The following is an 18719-nucleotide window of genomic DNA, read 5'->3' on the forward strand; positions in this document are numbered from 1 at the left end:
ACGACTTCGCTCGGGGACATCGCGCACGGGCCGAGTTCGGGTTTTTCCACCGCCCTGGACACTGGCACCAGGGGGAATGATGAAGAAGACAGCGAAAGTCGCGGCCGTTCTCACGACCGCCGCCACGACCGGCGCGCTGATCACCGCGACGGCTGCGACCGCGAGCGCGGCCGCGCCGTGGTGGAGCGATCCGGCGACGTGCGCCAACCCGCTCACGGCGGTCCAGCGCACGGTCGACAACCGCGTGGTCCAGGTCCGCTACGGCAACTGCGGTGGCGCGCAGTACGGCTGGGGGCGGATCCTGGACTACACCGGGCCCGAGTACATCCGCTTCGAGGTCGACCTGAACGGCGACCGCGTCGCGGACGACTTCTCGACCTACACCGCGGGCAACCGCAACTACACCCAAGCCTACCCGACGAGTTCGAGCGCGAACCGCGCCTTCCGGGCGTGCTACGTGGTCAACGCCAACGGCACGTGCACGGCGGGCAACTCCACGGTCTGGTGGTGAGCCGACTGGGGCCGAGTCCGCCCTCGACAGTCCCTCGTGGACAGTCCTAGTCGGACGTCCGCCACGCGCGGCGACGTTCACTCTTTCGAGTTGTCGGGCGGGTAATCCTTGTGATCAGGGCACATCGGCGCGCAGCCTGAACCGGCGGGGAAACCGGGGGGTCGCGCGGTGGTCCCGGATACGGGTGGGCGAGGTCCGGGCCGGCGAAGAGCAGCGCATCTCTCGGCCGGGTTCCGTGTGCCGCGGACGTGGTGACCACCTCGGGGGTCGAGGGGCGCCACGTCCGGTCGAGGAGTGAGATGGCGCAGTTCAGACAGCGCAGGCGCGCCACGGCGCGGTACGGGGGCGTCAGGTCCCTCGACGGGGCGGCGCACGCCGAGTTGCGGCCCGGCACCCTCTACCGGTTCGTCGACGTCGGGGACGGCGGTGGTCCGCGGGTGATGGGTGCCGCCGAACGCGAGGCGCTCGGGGACCCCATGGCGACGACGTTCTTCCGCCACGGGCACTTCCCGCTCACCGCCGGGGAGGTCATGGCCGGGCTCGACCGCGTCGGCGCGGTGCCGGAGGTCCGGTCGTACCTGATCAGCGAGGCCGGGCAGCTCGGGGACGCACCGGGGCTGGTCAAGGACTTCCGCTTCGCGGTCGTGCGCGGACGCGGCTCGGACGCCGACCTGATGATCAGCACCAGTGCCACCGACCAGACCCCGAACGCGTTCCTCCAAGTCGCGGCGTGGGACGACCAAGCGGGCCGGTTCCACTACTACGTGCGCCTCGACCGGGCCTGGGTGTGGTGCGGCGACTCGTGGACCGCGCTGCGACCCGAGTCACGCGGCCGGGCGTGCTTCGACAGCCACGTCAACGGCAGCGTGGTGATGAAGGAGCTGAAGCAGCCGTGGCTGCACTGGCACTCCATGAGCGCGGCGATCCACCTCGCGCCCGACGACCCGGTCCGGAGCAGCCCGCTGTTCGCGTTCCTCACCAACGCCGAGGTGCTGGAGCCGACGATCCGGGCCGCCGTCGACCGGTGGACCACCGCACGGCTGCGCGCGGCCACCGCGTCGGGGACGATCGAGCACCCGGACTGGTTGCTGCGCCAGCTGTTCACCACCACGACGGTCAACCTGGCGAGCAGCACGGCGGAGTTCACCAGCCTGGACGACCGCGACGCGTTCGAGCCGCCGTTGAGCTTCTGGCTGCACAACGAGGCCCTGCTGGACGTCCTCGGGATACCCGCCGGCTTCGGCATCCCGGCCATGTCGGCGCCGCTCTACCTGGACCGCCTCCGGCACTACGACTTCCGGCTGACCGAGGGCGACTTCTCCCGGCCGGGCGACACGTTCTTCGCGTTCGTCGTGCCCGAGGCCGCCTTCGAGGACCTGCACGTGGTCGACCGGATGATCCAGACCGGCCTCCTCGGCGCGCGGTTCGTCGCGTGCGCGCTGATGGTCGACTTCCCCAACCCGGTCTTCAGCCGGCGTCGGGCCCGGCTCATGGCGCACTGCCCGACCACGCCGACGGCGGTGGGCGACGGGCTGGACGACCGGTTGGCGGCGGCCATCGCGGCGGCGGCCGACGACGACGCGTCGCCCGAGGCCGAATTCGCGGCGAACTGGGCCGTGTCGGACTGGCCGGACCGCTTCGCCGCCCGGATCGACGACTACGTGCGGGCCGTCACCGCCCGCCTCGGCACGCCGGAGGGCACCGACGACTACGTCCGCCTGGCCGAGTCCCGCCGCCGGGAGTTCCGGTGGTCGAAGCTCGCCGAGTTCACCCTGACCGTGCCGCGGACCTCCATCCCCGACGACGCCCCGCTGCTCGAGATGGCGCCGGACGGCTCGGTCCGCCCGAAGACGTGACGCCACCGCACAAGGAGCCCTCCCATGCCACCACTGCGAGCCTTCGACCCGCCGGGCCACCTCACCGACCTCGACGAGGAGGGCCGGCGCGCCTGGCACGACTTCATCTCCGACGCCACCGACCGGGCGATCGAGGGCAACACCGACCGCACGAACGACAGCCCGCGGGCCCAGTACTACAACCTGACCAGGACCGGGACGGCCGACGACGCGGTGCTCCAAGACGTCACCTGGACGGCGTTCCCCCGGCAGGTCAAGGTGCGCGCCACCTCCGACCGGCAGCGCTGGACGGCCGCCGACCGGTCCCGCGACGTCCAGGACGAGTACTGCGAGTGGAGCGTGGTCCGCGACGGGGCGGGCAGGATCAGCAGGGTGACCTTCACCTGCGAGGGGCCGGAGTACTGGGAGGTGCTGGCCCGGACCTCTCCCGGGACCGTGCTGGCGCTGTACCGGGAGCACCTGGACGGCCGGGTGGCGGAGGCGGACCTCTTCGACGGCTCCGGCGCCTACATCAGGCGCAACCGGTGGAACACCGACACCGTCAACGGGGCGATGCACCTGGTCCAGGCGTCGAACACGCTGGGCGCCGAGATCGAGCTGTGCGCCGCCGCCAGCATCGTGCGCCGCATCGACGGGAAGGTGCTCACCGACGAGCAGGAGCTGATCGCCTGCGGCGAGTACGGCGCGCCGCAGCGCAACAGCGACCCGCACATCGGCGGGGTGGTGAACTCCGTGGCACGCCTCAAGGCCGACCTCGCCCTGGCGAACCCCGTCGGGCTGTACTTCGACGACCTGTCCACGGCCGGGTGGGCGACCCCGGACAACGCCGACCCGAAGACGTTCTGGACCTACGTCCGGGGCGACGCCGACCACCCGGTCCGGGCGGTGTTCGAGGTGCCCCCCGGTGCGGGCTACGGGGTGGGCGACATCCGGATCCTCGGCCGGCCCATCCTGTTCGGCGCGCAGATCGCGGACTTCATCTCGATCAAGGCCACCGCGGTCGGCTGCCGGATCGGCAAGAGCACCGTCGAGCCGTTCACCGGCTGCGTCGAGGCGGTCGAGACCGCCCAGCCGGCCGTCAGGGGCCTGGGCGGCCAGTCGCCGTTCGCGGTGTCCCGGCTGCTGTGACCGGTGTGCCCGCGACGCCCCCGGTCACCTGGCCGGATGAACGCCTCGCTCCTCCGGCTGACACCCGGGAGCCGGGATCGGCTTCCTGCCGATACTCGACCGCATGACGAACATTATCTGCGGTGTGGTCAACGCGGACGGGTCCATCTACTCGGGCATCGGGTACAAGGTGGACAAGAAGGGCACCGGCCAGTACTACCTCACGTTCGCGGCGAAGTTCTCCAACACGCCCGCCGTGGTGACGACGACCACCACGCTCACCGGGCGGTACAGCGGGTTGGACGTCACCAGCGTGTCCGACCCGGCCGTCGAGCACGTCACGGTGTGGACGCACGACAACAGCGGCGGCACCGCCGACCGGCCGTTCTCGTTCATCGCGGCGGGGTGAGGCGGGTGACCGCGCCCGGTCCGGCCCACGACTTCCTGCGGGTGTTCGAGGAGGAGCCGCTGCCGGAGCCGGCCGAACGGCTCGACGAGGGCGACGGGCCGCCGATACCGGACACGACCGACGTCACCGACGACTCCGTCCGGAACTACCGGGCACTGGCCGGGATCAACACCGCCGACGGCTACGGGGTCACCGGCCTGATGTCGGTCCTGCCGTTCAGCAACCGCTGCTACGGCACCGTGCCGACCGGCACGGTGTTCCTGCTCCCCGGCATCCGGCAGGAGTACGGACCGCCCTGGGACGGCACGGACCCGTCGATCAACTGCGCCGCGCGCGAGCCGATGCACAACGGCCCCGGGAGCATCGCCCTGCACAAGCAGATGTGCGGCATGCTCGGCGAGATACCGCACACGTTCATCGGCTTCGGGGCGGTCTACCCGGTCGAGAGGCCCCAGAACATCGGTTACAACAGCACCACCTGCAACATCTCGTGGTTCGGGACGAGGACGCTGCCACCGGAGTGGCAGTCCCTCGTCAGGAGCACCCTGTTGACCTACCTGGCCTGACCGCCGGACGCCACACCTTCCCCGACTTCCGGGCGGATCCCTCCCCTTTGGTCCGTCGAGGCATGTCCTCTTCGTCCGGGACCTGCGAGGATCCGGTGTGCGAGGACGTTCGGTCTGGGGGCCACAACGGGCGCTTGCGCGCGCTGTCCCAGTCCTCGCCGGCACATCTGGAGGACGAAGGATGAGATCAGGCAGAGCGGTGCGCGCGAGCGCGTGCACCGCGGCGCTGGTGTGCGCGTTGGCGACGGCGCCGGCGCACGCCGAACCCGCACCGGTCGCGCAACCCGCGCCGCAGCAGCGGGTGGAGCTGGTGGAGCTGGGCACGGAGACCACGCGGGTGTTCCGCAACCCGTCGGGCACCAAGACCGTGGAGCAGTACGTGCGGCCGTTCCGCGCGCGCACCGCGAACGGGTGGGAGCCGGTCGACACGACCCTCGTGCGCGCCGCGGACGGGACGGTGCGGCCGAAGGCCACGCCGGTCGACCTCAGCTTCACCGGTGGCGGCACGGGTGCGCTGGCCACGATCCGGCGGGACGGCAAGCGGTTGGCGCTGTCCTGGCCGGACCCGTTGCCCGAACCCGAGCTGGACGGCGACACGGCGACCTACCGGGACGTGCTGTCGGGAGTGGACCTGCGGGTGCGCGCCGACCTGGACGGGTTCTCGCAGGTGCTGGTGGTGCACAACGCGGAAGCGGCGGCGAACCCGGCGCTGCGCGAGATCAAGTACCGCACCTCGACCGAGGGCGTCCGCGTCGAGGCCGGGGAGAACGGCGCCACCACGGCGGTCGACGACGAGGGCAGGGCCGTGTTCGTGTCCGGCACGCCGACCATGTGGGACACCCCGGCGGCCGCGCGGTCGGCTCGGGAGCCCGAGGTCGACCACCGGCCCATGCGGCTGCACGTCGGCCGGGACGAGCTGACGGTGGTGCCGGACGCGGCGATGCTCACCGCCCCGGACACGGGCTTCCCGCTCTACATCGACCCGTCCTACAGCGCGACGCAGTACCAGTGGACCTCGGTGAACGAGTACAGCCCGAACACGTCCTACTGGACCAGCCAGCGTGACACCGCGCGCGTCGGCTACCAGCCCTACGAGTCCCCCGTGTCGCGCTACCGGTCGTTCTTCCAGGTCAACGCGGCCCCGTTCGCGGGCAGCCACATCGTCAACACCTGGTTCGCGATCACGCTCGACCACTCCGGCGCCTGCACGGCGACGGCGGTGGACTTCTGGCACACCAGGGCCATCGACCCCGCCACCGCCGTCACCTGGAACAACACCTCGTCCACGTGGTGGTTGCAGAAGCTGGACACCCGGTCGGGCAACGCCAACGAGGCGGGCGGGTGCGGCACGACGCAGCCCGACATGCCGATGGAGTTCAGCTCGGCCGCGTTGAAGACGGTGGTGCAGAACGCGGCCAACGCCAAGGCCGGCTCGCTGACGTTCGGGTTCCGCGCGCCCAGCGAGACCAACTCCGGGCAGTGGAAGAAGTTCCACCCGAACACCGCCCGGCTCGTGGTGGAGTACAACAACGCGCCGCGCGCCCCGATGAACTTCACCACCGTGCCGCCGACCCCGTGCGGCACCGCCGCCGCGCCCACGGCGCTGAACTCCGCGTCACCGACCTTCTCCGCGATCGCGTCCGACCCGGACAGCGACAACGTGCGCGGCCAGCTGGAAATCCTGGACGGCGACGCGGTCGTCAAGACCGTGGACGGGCCGACGATCAAGTCCGGTGGCGCGTTCACGTGGTCGCCGCTGCCGGCGGGCGTGCTGCCCGAGGACCAGCCCGGGAAGGTGTTCAACTACCGGGCGCGGATCTGGGACGACACCACGAGCAGCACCGACTCGCCGCGCTGCTACTTCACCGTGGACCGGACCCGTCCGGGCACGCCGACCGTCACCTCGGCGGACTTCCCCGACTACACCGCCGTCCGCGCCGTGGGCGAACTGGGCACGGTGACGTTCACGCGCGCGTCGGGTGACACCGACGTCGCCGGGTTCCGGTACGGGTTCCAGCAGGACAAGACCACGATGTGGGTGGCGGCCGACGCGAACGGCTCCGCCACGGTGCCGATCACGTTGTGGGAGGACTCCTCCACCCGTCCCCTGTACGTCCGTGCGGTCGACCGGGCGGGCAACATCAGCCCCTCCGGGCCCGCGTGGACGTTGACGGCGACGCTGCGGGTCGTGCCGGGCGCGGCGGTGCGCGCCGACACCAACGGTGACCGGCGGGCCGACTTCGCCGCGCTGTTCGACCAGGGCAACGGGCGCACGTCGGCCTGGAACTTCCAGTCCCGGGGCGACGGCTTCGCCTCGGGCTACGTCGGCTGGGACACCGACGTCAGCGGCGGCTTCCCGATGTACCGGATCAAGCACGTCAACGGGGACTTCGACGGCGACGGCCGCGGCGACATCGCCGTGCTGCGCGAGGACCCGGACCGCAAGGTGCGGCTGTACGTGCTGCGGTCGGACAGCAACCGGTTCGACGCGGAGAGCGAGCCGCGGTGGACCGGCGACTACCGCCTGTCGCACCTGCGGCTGGCGGCGGGCGACTTCGACGCCGACGGTGACGACGACCTCGCGGTGTTCCAGGGCCTGACCGGCGCGCAGACCAAGCTGTGGCTGCACCGCGCGAGCGGCGGCTCGTTCGCCGCGCCGGTCGTGCAGTGGGACAGCGGGGTGGGCGGTCTCGACGTGAACCACCTCTCCCCCGTCGCGGGCGACTTCGACGGCGACGGCGATGACGACCTCGCCGCCTTCCGCGGCGCGGGCGGCACGACGAACACCAAGCTGTGGCTGCACGCGTCCGACCGCACCGCGTTCGCCGCGCCGGTACAGCAGTGGGACAGCGGCACCCTCGCGTTCGACCGGGCGCGGGCGACGTTCGTGGCGACGAACGTGACCGGTGACGCGGCGGGCAAGGACGAGATCGTCGCCGAGTACGACCGCGGCAACGCCTCGACGCAGGTCGTGCTGTTCACCGCCGGCACGGGCACGTGGACGCCGTCGGTGGGCTGGGACAGCGGCGCTGCGGGCACGTTCGACGCGAGCAGGACCGTGCTGGCCGCCGGCGACTTCAACGGTGACGGCCTGGGCGACATCGCGACCCTGTACGACACCGGCGGCGGCGACCGGCAGCTGCACACGTTCCTGTCCACCGGCGCGGCCTTCGCGGGCAAGCGCACCGACTGGCAGGGCAGGGTCGCCGACGTGACCGAGTCCGTCTACGTCGAACCGGGTCGTCGCTACCGGCTGCACCCCAGCCACACCGACAAGTGCGCCGGGGTGCCGGCGGGCAACGTGGCCAACGGCGGCCCGCTGCAACAGCAGGCGTGCGTCGTGACGGCCGCGCACCAGCAGTTCGAACTGGACCGGATCGGCAGCACGCCGTACTACCGGATCAAGGTCGCGGCGTCCGGGAAGTGCCTGGACATCGGCGGTTCCAAGCACGAGGACAACGTGGCGATCGCCCAGTTCACCTGCGACCCGTCCGGTGTGCCGCAGCCGAACCAGCAGTTCCGGCTCGACTACGTCGGCGGCAGCGGCATGGACGTGGTGGTGCAGCCGCGGATCGTGCACAGCGACAAGTGCGTCACCGTGACCGGCGGCAGCACCGCGGACAACGCGGCGGTCGTGCAGGCGACGTGCTCGGGCGCGGCGCACCAGCGCTACGTCCTGCGCATCGAGCCTTGACCACGGCGGAGGGGGTGGCCACGCGGTGCGTGGCCACCCCCTCCGGGTGTTCGACCGGCCGTGCTCCGACTAACCGTGCTCGGGGAAGTCCTCCGCGATCCAGCGGAGGGCCTCCTCGGGCGAGTCGCGGACGGCGTCCTTCAGGAACTCCAGCATGTCGAGCCTGCCGATCTGCTCCAGCAGCATCGCCAGGCCGCGCAGCTGCGCCCAGCGGTCGGGGTCCGGGTCGGCGATCTCCCGGGCCGCCAGCGGCTCCAGCAGCGGGTCGCGCAGGTGGGACGGCAGCCCGGCCAGGACGAACCTGGCCCGGGCCGCGTAGGGGTTGATGTCCAGCGCCGCGTCGAACAGCTCCGGCAGCAGCTCCCGCACCAGCTCCGGGTGGTCCGGCGCGCGATCGCCGATCAGGCGCAGCGCGGTGTGGTGGCCCTGACCGGACGCGAACACGGCGCGCAACGTCTCGACCGCCTTCGCCCCGGACACGACCACGTCACCCGCGCGGTGGTAGGCGTCCTCCGCGCGTTCCAGTGCCCGCCACGCCTTGTCGGCCATCAATTCGCCCCCTTGTCCTTCTTCACCTTCTTCACATACTCCCACGGCAGCCCTTCGATCTTCGCCTTGTACTCGCTGAACGGCATCCGGCGAGTCGCGTAGATCGTGTGGTGCCCCTTCGGGTTGTCGTCGTTGACCCAGTCCAGGCCCTCCGGGAGTTGGGTGCCCTTCGGGAGCCGCCACATCGCGCCACCGACGTTCTTCCTGAGGTTCTCCTCGGTGTCGTAGGTGGACGTCCCCTTCGGGTTCGCCTTGCCGCCCTGCGGCAGGACGTCGTCCCCGTCGCGCTCGAAGTCACCCGGTCGTTCGACCCGCGGGCCGACGGTGGTGTTCTTGCCGATGGCGACGAGCTCCGGTGTCGGACCGCGGCTCTTCTCCTTCTGCTTCTTCCGCGGTTTCTTCCGCTCCTTCTGCCGTTCCTTGAACTTCTTCCAGATCTTCTTGACCTTCTGGACGGCCTTCTTGATGCGCTCGACGTTCTTCTTGCCGATCGCCTTGGCTATCCGTTTCTTGGCTTCCTTCCAGACCTTGGACTTCTTGATCTTCTTGACGGTCTTCGCGACCCACTCGCGGACCGTCTTGGTCACGAAGGTCCGCACCTTCTTCACGACCCAGACCCACGCGATGCCGAGCTTGCGCCCGAGCCAGGACAGACCGGACCAGATCTTCTTGCCGACCCAGCTGCCGACCCGCTTGACCACGGGCACGATGACCTTCTTGGCCACCGGCACGAGGACCTTGGTGGCCACCACCCGCGCCACGATCACCCAGAACCGACCGTCCGGGTCGGCGTAGGTGACCGGGTTGTTGTTGGCGTAGGCGAAGGCGTTGAGCTGCTGCGGCTCGCCGAAGTCGACCTCGGGGTCCGGTGACAGGAACCGCCCGGTGACCGGGTCGTACGCCCGTTCACCGAGCTGCGTGAGCCCGGTGTCCGCGTCGATCGTGCCGCCGACGAAGCCCTGCTGCCCCGGCCACGTCGCGGGCTGGGTGCCCCGCGCGCCGCCGAACGGGTCGGTCCGCCGCCGCGTCACCTCCTGGGTGTCCGCGTCGATGGTCAGCTCCGCTGTGCCGACGTGGTTGGGGTCCAACCAGTGCAGCCGGTCGTCCGGCGTGCGCACCGCGATCGTCTCGTCGTCGTGGACGTAGTACCGCGTGCCCTTGACCTCGCCGGTCGGCGTGAGCAGCACCTCGGTCGTGCCGAGGTACAGCGTCGTGCCGCTGGAGTCCCGGCGGAGCAGGCGCTCGCCCTCCCCGTCGTAGACGTACGACGTGGTCTTGGTGCCGTCGGTGACTCTGGTCAGCTGGCCCTCGGCGTCCCACTCCAGCTTCTGCTCCGGCGACGTGCCCAGCTTGCGACTGGCGGTGTTGCCGTTGGGGTCGTAGCCGAACTCGTCGACCTTCGTGCCGGACGGCCCCGTCGTGGTCACCCTCTGCACGCCGTGCGGACGGGCCTGACCGGGCTGCGGGTAGGTGTAGGTGCTCGACGTGGTCTTGCCGTCCGCGCCGGTCCGGGTCTCCGACGTGCGGTTGCCCACCGCGTCGTAGCTCCAGCTGTGCGAGTACGGCGCGGGGCCGCCCAGCGACGCGGCGCCCACCGGCCCGACCGCGCAGTTGCCGTCGCGCGGCGTCCACGCGGCGGTCATCCGGCGCAGGTGGTCGTGCTGGAAGCACTGCGTGTCGGCAGGTTCGGCGGTGTCGACGCCCGGCTGGTTGTGCATCCGGGTGATGTTGCCGCCCTTGTCGTAGCCGAACGACACGTTCGCCACCACGCGGCCCGGTGTCTCCCGCTCGGTGACCGTGCGGGTCAGCCGCCGGGTGCCGATCTCGTACTCGGCGGACCGCTTGACCCACTTGCCGCCCGCCGACAGCGTCACCTGCTCCGGCTCGGAGTACGGCGTGTAGCTGGTGTTGGTGACGTAGGTCGACTTGCCGGACAGGGTGGTCGGCAGGCCCAGGCTGTTGTAGCCGTAGGTCAGCGTCTCCCCGGCCAGCCCGCCCGCCGCCGGCACGGTCGCCCGGTCGATCTCGCCGTCGGCCCGGTAGGACGTCGTGAACGAGTACGACCCGGCCAGCTTGCCCTCGGTCGCCGGGATGGTGATCGTCAACCCGGTCGGCCGGTTGCCCGCGTCCACCCCGGTGACGGCCTGGGTGTAGGCGTTGCCGTCGACGTACCGGGTGGTCGAGACCGCGACGCCGGGCACCGCGGTGCCGTCGGCCAGCTTGTCGTAGGTCCACTCCACCCGCTTGCGCCCGGTCAGCGACCCCTCGTGCACCGCGGTCGGCCGGCCGATGTCGTCGTAGGCGAACGCCAGGACCGTGCCCTGGGCGTCCTTCTTCGTCGCGACCTGGTCGCCGTCGTTGTAGGTGTACTCGGTGACGCCGCGGTCCGGGTCCTCGACCTTGACCTCGCGGCCCAGCAGGTCGTAGTGGTGCCGCCAGACGTTGCCCGCCGGGTCGGTCACGGTCTCCAGCTGGCCGTGCGGGGTGTAGGTGTACTTCGTCGAGTCGTACTCGCCCGTGGGGGCGTTGCCCTTGTACTGGCGCAGCTCCACGAGCCGGCCCTCGGCGTCCATGATCTTGGTTGTCGGGGTGGCGCCGTCCGGCGGGTCGACGTCCACGCGGTTGAGCGAGTACGCGTGCGTGGTCCGCCACTTCTCGACGCCCTCGACCTTGAAGATCTCGGCCTTCAGGCGGTCCTCGCCGTCGTACTCGAACACCGTCTGGGCCGGGAGCACCGCCTCGTCCGGGATCACCACGTCGGTGCCGGGCGGGGCGTCGTTGTAGTAGGGCCCGTTCTCCTTGATCTCCAGGCCGCGCGAGTCGTGGATCGTGTCGGTGACGACGCGACCGCCGCCCGGCGCGGGGTCCTGGCTCTGCCGGTGCCGCATCCGGCCGTCGTACAGGTCGACGTCGGTGACGTACGCGCCGTCCGGTTGCAGCGTGCGGTTGACGACGGCGTTGGCCCCGGTGGTGCGCACCAGGTAGGTGTGCTCCGTGGTGGGGCTCTCCGACCTGGCCCGGCCCGGCTGCCAGGTCTTCACGACCCGGCCCAGCGGGTCGTAGGCCGCCTCGGAGCGCCTGCCGTTGGTGTCGACCGCCGCGGTGGGTTCGCCCCAGGCCGGTTCGAACTCCGTGGACGACGTGTGCCCCAGCGGGTTGGTGGTCGTGACCTTGGTGACCGGGCCGCCGACCGAGGACTCGTAGGTCGTGGTGGCCTTCTTGCCGAAGACGTCGTAGTTCTCGACCTGGCGGCCGAACGCGTCGTACTTCGACCGGCCGACGGTCTTGAACGTCGGCGCGCCGTTGGCCCACCCCGCCAGCTCCTCGCGGCGGGTCGGGTCGCCGCGCACGGGCGCGGCGCCGAGGGTCTCGTTCTCGTCGTAGTAGGTGCGCTCGACGTCGACGAGGTCGTCCGGGAGGTTCGGCGTCTTGTCGCACGCGACCCGGACCGTCTCCTCCTGGAACTCGACGTCGGTGACGTGGGTGGTCGGGTTGTGCGCGTAGCTGTACCTGGTGCAGGTGTCGTCGTTCGGGTTGTCCAGGTCGTGCAGGTTCTCGGTGCGCAGCAGCAGGCCGTCGGCGTCGTAGACGTTGTTGGCCCCCGACTTCAGCTGCGCGCCGCCGGGGCGGACCTCGGTCTGCCGCACGGCCGCCTCGGCGACCTTGTACGCCTTGGTCGTGCCCCAGCTGCGGACCCGGGTCGCGGTCGGGGCGGAGACCCACGGGTCGGTGATGGACCGCTGGGTGACCGCGCCGCCCGCCTTGTCGTAGGAGATCCGCTCCCGCTCGGCGCCGGCGAGGTCGTTGCGGTCCTCCACGGCGACGCCGTTGGAGTCGACGACCTTGACGTCCTTGACGCCGCCCGCGGCCGTCTTGTCCTCGTCCATGCCGCGGAAGTAGAGGACCTCGGTCATCTCCTGCACGCCCCCGGCCGCACCGTTGCGGGTGCGGACGCGGTCGTAGCCGCGCCACTGCGACCAGGTCTTGCGCTCGGCCGGGACCAGGCCGTCCTCGTCGTCGTGGTGCCACGCCGGAGTTCCGACGTACTCCACCTGCGTGACCTCGGGCACGGTGCCGGTGGCGCCCATGTCCTTCTCGGTCACGTCGGAGACGACGTACTTGTGGAACCAGTCGAGGCGTTCCTTGGACAGGTCGTCCAACGAGTCCGGCGTCCACTTCAGCGGGTGGCACCGCTTGGCGTTGGCGTCCTCGGCCGGCAGGTTCGTCGGCGCCACGCACTCCTTGGGCAGGTAGTTCACCGCGAGCTCGCCGCCGCTCTCGCTGCGGATCGCCTTGATGCGCCACCAGTTCATCGGCGGGATGCCGTCGATGCCGTCCACCCGGTTGGCCAGCTGGATGCCGTCGAAGGTCACCGCGGGCAGGCTCAGCGTGCCGCCCACGTGCCCGGTGCGCTGGACCGACGCCAGCCACATGCCCGCCCGCGTGCCGTCACCGGGCGAGGGGAAGCTGTGCGTCAGCGCCCAGGAGTCGACGTCCTTGTAGGCGGTGGAGTTCCACACCTTCGCGGTGACCTTCGCCAGCCGCTTCTGCGTCCAGAACGTCGGCGTGTACCGGGTGCCGCAGTTCGTGGTGCTGGTGCACAGCTGGTCCAGCGGGGTGTCGGGCCAGTTCTCCGGCTTGGTGGTGACGCAGTCCGTGCCGGGGACGCACCGGTCGGCCACGGTGAACACGACCTGGGCCACGGCGGGCTTGGTGTAGACCTCGCCGTCGCGCTGCCCGTACTCGATGCGCTCGGGGTAGCCGTCCCGCACGTACGGGCTGACCTTGGTGGAGGTCATGTTGCGCGCGTACTTGTTGGACTCGGTCTTGTAGAAGTAGCTCATCGTGTTGCCGTGCACGTCGACGACGTAGTCGAGGTTCCAGCGCCACGCCTGCTGGCACCAGGACGCGTCGAACGTGCTCTGGCGGCACGGTTCGTTCGCGTGGTTGCCGAAGACCGGCACCGTCCACGCGGAGTTCGTCACCTGCTTGCCGGTCGTCCAGCCCGGCAGCTTGTTCAGGCCGAAGAAGTACTGCGTGCCGTCCTTGGTGGTGACCTTCCAGGACTCGCCGTCGTTGTCGCCGTTGTCCTTGCCGGTCACCCGCTCGATGCGCGAGCCGTCGTCGTTGCGCAGCCGCCACGCGCCGCTGGCGTCGTCGCGCACGAGCTCACCGCCGCCGCCGTTGAGCGTGAGGGTGGCGTTGTCGGTGCGCCAGCACAGGTCGCCCGTCTTGCGGGTGCTGCTGCTGTCCTTGGTGTCGGTGGAGCAACCGGCGTAGCGCCGCTCGATGTAGCCACCGGGGCTGAAGTCGAAGCCCTCGCCGACCCAGCTCGGCTGGTTGTTGGTGGCCGAGGTCCGCGCGTCGACGTTGCCGGAGTTGTACGACAGCTCCAGCTGGGGGTCGGGGCCCTCCAGGGCGGGCGGGGTCTCCATCTCGTACTGCCAGCTGAAGTCGCCCGACGACGCGCCGGTGGTCCACGTGGTCGCGGGCGACAACGAGGACGCGCCGAAGTCGCCCGCGCCCGACGAGGCGGCGGCGGTGACCGCGAACACCTGGTTCGGCGCGGGGGTGACCTCCGCGGTCAGGGTGCCCGAGCCGTCGTTGCGGGTGCTCAGCGCCTTGCCCTGGCAGTCCGCGCGGTCCGGGGTGGTGAGGGCGCACTCCGGGAGGACGGCGAGCTTGAGCCGGTTGGCCCAGTCGCCGCCGTACGCGTCGCGGAAGCCCGAGTAGTCGACTTCGACGGAGAGCGGCTTGGCGTCCGCGCCGCCGAGCCGGAACAGCGGGCCGTCGAGCCGCCTGTCGAGCACCTCGACCCGGACCGCGCCGGTCTCCGCGGCTCGCGCTCCGGCGTCGCCCGCGCGCGTGACGCGGATCGGTCCGGGAGGGGCGGCCGCACGTTGTTGTGCCCCCAGTGGCACTTCTGTGGTCGACGGGCCGGGCCAGGAGACCTTCGGCGAGCCCTTGAGGGCCTTCTCCTCCGCGGCGCCCGGTCCCACCGGCGGCGCGGTCGCGTTCGTGACGGCGATCGACTTCTCACGGGGCGCCGCCCACTCGGGGTCGGTCGCGGCCGTGGCGCTCGGCGGGATGGCCGCGATCGCGCTCGCCATCATCATCCCGGCGATCGCCGTGCCCGCCCACCTGTGTGATCTTCGGAGCATGCAGGTGTCCTCCGATGCGTACATGGGTAACCGAAAGGCATAACTGCCTGTTGAGAATTCAGCAGAACACCGGGGGCGTGGCCAGAGCTTTCCCGTCACGCCGGGGTCGCCGCCCGTGACGCCCGGCCACTCGCACACCGGTGGATTCCAGGTCGGTAGGACTATTCGGCGCAGGCGGACTGCTGCCGGTCGCCGTAGCGGAGAGGCTTCGGGCACCGGATTTCCCGGTCTCCGTCACATCGAGCAGAACACGGTCGGCCACCGGCTAAACATCGGGCGCCTTCGGTTTACCGAAGAGAGCCCTCAGGTTTGACCCTGACCGACTAGTCCGAACGAGTGAACGTCACGCCGTTGTGTTATCGCTAACAACCGCCGGTGTCTGTGTACCCGCAGCCCCGGCCACGCCCTTGCCCGGCCGGGCTCGCCGTCATCGACGCCGGTTGAGGAAGGGAACGCCCCGTGCACGGCAGAAGAGAAGTCGATCCCGCTCGACGGAGGTGGTGGCCGGTGCGGCCGCCGAGCGGGTTCCGGGCCGCCGCGGCGGTCGTGTCGTTGGTCGTCGGCGTGGCGGTCCTGGCGCCGTCCACCGCCACCGCGGCCGTCCCCGCCGCGGGCTCCACGTACACCGTGGCGGTGAAGAACAGCGGCAAGTGCCTGGACGTGCCCTACGGCGGAGCTGTCGACGAGCTGAAGGTCCAGCAGTGGACCTGCTCCTCCGGCACCATGCAGGAGTGGACCCTGCGCGACGCCAGGTCCGGCCTGTTCACCCTGACGAACGTGGCCAGCGGCAAGTGCCTGGACATCCCCCACGGCGCCACCACGATGTTCCTCCAGGCCCAGCAATACCGCTGCTGGGACGGTCAGATGCAGAAATGGCGCCTCACCCCCTCGGGCACCGGCACCTACCAACTCGTCAACGCCCAGTCCGGCCTGTGCCTCGCCAACAAGGACGCCGCGCCGGACAACGGCATCCCCGTCGTGCAGGAGACCTGCACCGCCAACAGCAACAAGCAGTGGCTGTTCACGCCGGTGGGCGGCCGGTCCTGGTCCAACGCCGCCGACGGGTTCGCCGCGGGCACCACCGGTGGCGCGGGCGGCACGACCGTCACCGCGACGACCTACGCCGACCTGGTGCGCTACGCCTCGGCGAGCGCCGCGTACACCATCCGGGTGGACCGGGCGATCACCGTGACGCCGTACGGCACCGAGGTCAAGGTCGCCTCCAACAAGACGATCATCGGGGTCGGCACCGCGGGCCAGATCGTCAACGGCGGGTTCAACCTCAACGGCGTGTCGAACGTGATCATCCGGAACCTGACCATCCGGGACACCAGGATGGCCGACGACGACCCGGGTGACGACGGGTACGACTACGACGGCATCCAGGTCGACGCCTCGCGCAACGTCTGGATCGACCACAACACCATCCTGCGCATGAACGACGGCCTGATCGACCTGCGCAAGGACAGCACGAACGTCACGGTGTCCTGGAACCGCCTCGGCGAGAACAACAAGGCGTTCGGCATCGGGTGGACCACCAACGTCACCGCGCGCATGACCATCCACCACAACTGGATGCACGACAACAACTCGCGCAACCTGAGCACCGACAACGTCGCCAACGCCCACCTGTAGAACAACTACCTCCAGAACATCACCGGCTACGGCAACTACGCCCGGGGCAGCACGAAGATGGTCATCGAGAACAGCTACTACGACCGGGTGAAGGACCCGTACTACCGCGACGACACCGCCCAGCTGCGCCAGTCCGGCAGCGTCGTGGTGAACTCCACGGGGCAGCGGGAGACCGGCGGCGACGCGTTCGACCCGCGTGCGCACTACGCCTACGCGCTCGACCCGGCCGCGGACGTGCCGAACCTGGTGCGCACCTACGCCGGCCCGCAAGCCGCCATCGGCGGGTGACGTTCGGCGGGGTGGGGCCGGCACGACCGCCGGGCCCACCCCGCCCGCGGTGCCATCACCGCACGCCGCGGCCGTCCGTCACGGCTCGGTCACCTCGGGACGGCGCCGGACCACGAGCAGGGCGATGTCGTCGGCCGCGGGCCGGTTGCCGATCAGGGTGGCCATGATCCGGATGCAGGCGGTCTCGGCGTCCGCCGGCGCGACGGCCCCGCGCAGCCGCTCCAGCCCGACGTCCAGGTCCGATTCCCGGCGTTCCACCAGCCCGTCGGTGTAGAACGCGAGCAGCGCGCCGCACGGCAGCTCGACGGTCGTGCCGACGCGCCCGGAGACGGCCAGGTCGCGGCCCACCGGAGGGCCGACCGGGGCGTCGACGAAGCGGGACACCTCGCCGGGCACGGCGAGGACGGGCGGCAGGTGGCCGGCCAGCGCGAGGTCGACCCGGGCGGTGGCGGGGTGGATGACGGCGTAGGCGACCGTGGCCATGGTGTTGGCCTCGAAGTGGCTGGCCTTGCGGTCCAGCTTGGCCAGCACCACCGCCGGGTCGTCGAACTCCAGAGCGTACGCGCGCAGCGCGCTGCGCAAGCGACCCATGACCACGGCGGCGGACAGCCCGCTGCCGACGACGTCGCCGATCACCAATCCGATGCGGTCGCCGGGCAGCTCGAACGCGTCGTACCAGTCCCCGCCCACGCCGCTGCCGGCGCCGGGCACGTACCGCGCGGCGAACTCCCACTCCCGCGCGGTCGGCAGCCGACCCGGCAGCAGGCTGTCCTGCAACATCGCCGCCGCGGTCAACTCGGCCCGGGAGCGGTGCAGGTGCGCGGCCATCGCCAGCCGGTCACCGGCGAGCTGGAGCAGGTCCACCTCCTCGTCGGTGAACCGGCGCGCGGCGGTGCTGCCGACGTGCAGCACGCCGATCAACTCACCGTCGGTCACCATCGGCACACCGAGCATGACCTTCAACCCCCGCTGCCAGAGCAGCGGGTTCACCACCGTGGAGGCGTCGACGTGGTCGATCTGCACCGGCTCGCGACGCCGGGCCACCGTGCCGGCGAAGCCCGACCCGATCGGCACCCGCACGCCCTGGAGGACTTCCTCCTCGAGGCCGGCGGTGGCGCGGGCCACCAGCTGGCCGCCGCCGGAGTCGGCCAGCAGCACGGTCACGGTGTCGACCTCGAACAGGTCCCGGACCTGGCGCAGCAGGACGTCGAACAGCTTGTCCAGCTCCAGCTCGCGCAGCGCGCTGTCGGTGATCGCTTCGAGCACGCGGAGGCGTCGGGTCAGCCTCCCCACGTCTGTCATTCGACGACTCCGTCTCCCGGTGTTGGCCGCTGCGCCGAGTGAACAGCACGGGCGTGACAGAGCCACGGTGGTGCGCCGAGCAGACGGTCGTACCGGAGACGGTAGTTGCTGCGCCCGCCCCAAGCCAACGCACCGCGGCCCCGGCGAGTCGATCACCTCGTCCGGGCGGGCCCGCCCGCCGGGGACCGGGCCCGGCGGGCGTGACCTCGTCGTTCAGCCGACGGTGCGGGGGTTGGGCCGAAAGCAGGATCCGGGTCCGGCCTTCGGAGTCCACGACCTCCGCGGGCGTCCATGTGGTCGGCGTCGCAGCAACCAGTCCGCGCCGTCGGTGGTGATGCCGTTCTCCACCTGCCGCAGTCGAATTCACTCGCGGTCCGCCGGCCGGGCATGGCGACCTCGTCGAACGCGAGCCCTCAATTCGACGGCCGCGGCGGCCTCTTGCCGAAAAGGTTTTCGTCGGCCATGCTCGACACCGCTCGCCCAGCAGGAGATCGTTCCCTGAAGTCGCGACCGAATACGTGACCCGATAAGCAGGACGGCGTTGCCGTCCTTCCCGGCCCACCACGCCGTCCTTTTGTGATCGCGCGGTTTCTCCACTCCGCGTAGTGCTCAGCCGCCGCCTTTTCGGCCGTCGCCATCCG

The 18719-nt window shown here is 70.9% G+C and carries 11 protein-coding genes; 8 read left to right on the plus strand and 3 right to left on the minus strand.

The annotated features are described in order from the left end of the window. The first annotated feature begins 79 nt into the window (after positions 1-79). The 6 genes from ACIQMJ_RS27040 (at position 80) to ACIQMJ_RS27065 (ending at position 8143) form a co-directional block, all read left to right on the plus strand. Positions 80-511: a hypothetical protein gene (locus ACIQMJ_RS27040; protein WP_499763791.1), complete on the plus strand. Its 432-nt coding sequence runs from the start codon at positions 80-82 to the stop codon at positions 509-511. 299 nt (positions 512-810) lie between these two features. Next, positions 811-2367, plus strand: a complete 1557-nt coding sequence (locus ACIQMJ_RS27045) for a hypothetical protein (RefSeq protein ID WP_499763792.1) — start codon at positions 811-813, stop codon at positions 2365-2367. A gap of 24 nt (positions 2368-2391) precedes the next feature. Continuing rightward, complete coding sequence (locus ACIQMJ_RS27050) at positions 2392-3495, plus strand: DUF8225 domain-containing protein (protein ID WP_499763793.1); 1104 nt, start codon at positions 2392-2394, stop codon at positions 3493-3495. 103 nt (positions 3496-3598) lie between these two features. After that, entirely contained in the window at positions 3599-3883 is a 285-nt protein-coding gene (locus ACIQMJ_RS27055) for a hypothetical protein (protein WP_499763794.1), read from the plus strand. A gap of 5 nt (positions 3884-3888) precedes the next feature. Next, on the plus strand, positions 3889-4449 hold the full coding sequence (locus ACIQMJ_RS27060) for a hypothetical protein (protein ID WP_499763795.1): 561 nt from the start codon (positions 3889-3891) through the stop codon (positions 4447-4449). Between the two features lie 181 nt (positions 4450-4630). Next, on the plus strand, positions 4631-8143 hold the full coding sequence (locus tag ACIQMJ_RS27065; RefSeq protein WP_499763796.1) for an RICIN domain-containing protein: 3513 nt from the start codon (positions 4631-4633) through the stop codon (positions 8141-8143). 69 nt (positions 8144-8212) lie between these two features. Here the strand turns inward: ACIQMJ_RS27065 and ACIQMJ_RS27070 are convergent, their stop codons facing one another. Together ACIQMJ_RS27070 and ACIQMJ_RS27075 are read right to left on the minus strand one after the other, a co-directional pair. Next, complete coding sequence (locus ACIQMJ_RS27070) at positions 8213-8692, minus strand: hypothetical protein (protein ID WP_499763797.1); 480 nt, start codon at positions 8690-8692, stop codon at positions 8213-8215. Further along, positions 8692-14853 carry an RHS repeat-associated core domain-containing protein gene (locus tag ACIQMJ_RS27075; protein ID WP_499763798.1) on the minus strand — a complete coding sequence of 2054 codons (6162 nt, stop codon included), beginning with the start codon at positions 14851-14853 and terminating at the stop codon, positions 8692-8694. Before ACIQMJ_RS27075 ends, ACIQMJ_RS27070 begins: the two co-directional genes overlap by 1 nt. 507 nt (positions 14854-15360) lie before the next feature. Here ACIQMJ_RS27075 and ACIQMJ_RS27080 point away from each other — a divergent pair. After that, on the plus strand, positions 15361-16488 hold the full coding sequence (locus ACIQMJ_RS27080) for an RICIN domain-containing protein (protein ID WP_499763799.1): 1128 nt from the start codon (positions 15361-15363) through the stop codon (positions 16486-16488). A gap of 57 nt (positions 16489-16545) precedes the next feature. Then, positions 16546-16776 (plus strand): hypothetical protein, encoded by a 231-nt coding sequence (locus ACIQMJ_RS27085; RefSeq protein WP_499763800.1) that lies wholly within the window; start codon positions 16546-16548, stop codon positions 16774-16776. 78 nt (positions 16777-16854) lie between these two features. Here the strand turns inward: ACIQMJ_RS27085 and ACIQMJ_RS27090 are convergent, their stop codons facing one another. Then, on the minus strand, positions 16855-18078 hold the full coding sequence (locus tag ACIQMJ_RS27090; protein ID WP_499763801.1) for a PP2C family protein-serine/threonine phosphatase: 1224 nt from the start codon (positions 18076-18078) through the stop codon (positions 16855-16857). Between the last annotated feature and the right edge of the window lie 641 nt (positions 18079-18719).

Origin of the sequence: Actinosynnema sp. NPDC091369 (assembly GCF_044757065.1) — a bacterium.
Lineage (GTDB): Bacteria > Actinomycetota > Actinomycetes > Mycobacteriales > Pseudonocardiaceae > Actinosynnema.

What these genes read in the sequence shown, in the direction of transcription:
- ACIQMJ_RS27040 (WP_499763791.1), top strand. Translation starts at nt 80, where the DNA reads ATGAAGAAGACAGCGAAAGTCGCGGCCGTTCTCACGACCGCCGCCACG.
- ACIQMJ_RS27045 (WP_499763792.1), top strand. Translation starts at nt 811, where the DNA reads ATGGCGCAGTTCAGACAGCGCAGGCGCGCCACGGCGCGGTACGGGGGC.
- ACIQMJ_RS27050 (WP_499763793.1), top strand. Translation starts at nt 2,392, where the DNA reads ATGCCACCACTGCGAGCCTTCGACCCGCCGGGCCACCTCACCGACCTC.
- ACIQMJ_RS27055 (WP_499763794.1), top strand. Translation starts at nt 3,599, where the DNA reads ATGACGAACATTATCTGCGGTGTGGTCAACGCGGACGGGTCCATCTAC.
- ACIQMJ_RS27065 (WP_499763796.1), top strand. Translation starts at nt 4,631, where the DNA reads ATGAGATCAGGCAGAGCGGTGCGCGCGAGCGCGTGCACCGCGGCGCTG.
- ACIQMJ_RS27070 (WP_499763797.1), bottom strand. Translation starts at nt 8,692, where the DNA reads ATGGCCGACAAGGCGTGGCGGGCACTGGAACGCGCGGAGGACGCCTAC.
- ACIQMJ_RS27075 (WP_499763798.1), bottom strand. Translation starts at nt 14,853, where the DNA reads ATGCTCCGAAGATCACACAGGTGGGCGGGCACGGCGATCGCCGGGATG.
- ACIQMJ_RS27085 (WP_499763800.1), top strand. Translation starts at nt 16,546, where the DNA reads ATGGTCATCGAGAACAGCTACTACGACCGGGTGAAGGACCCGTACTAC.
- ACIQMJ_RS27090 (WP_499763801.1), bottom strand. Translation starts at nt 18,078, where the DNA reads ATGACAGACGTGGGGAGGCTGACCCGACGCCTCCGCGTGCTCGAAGCG.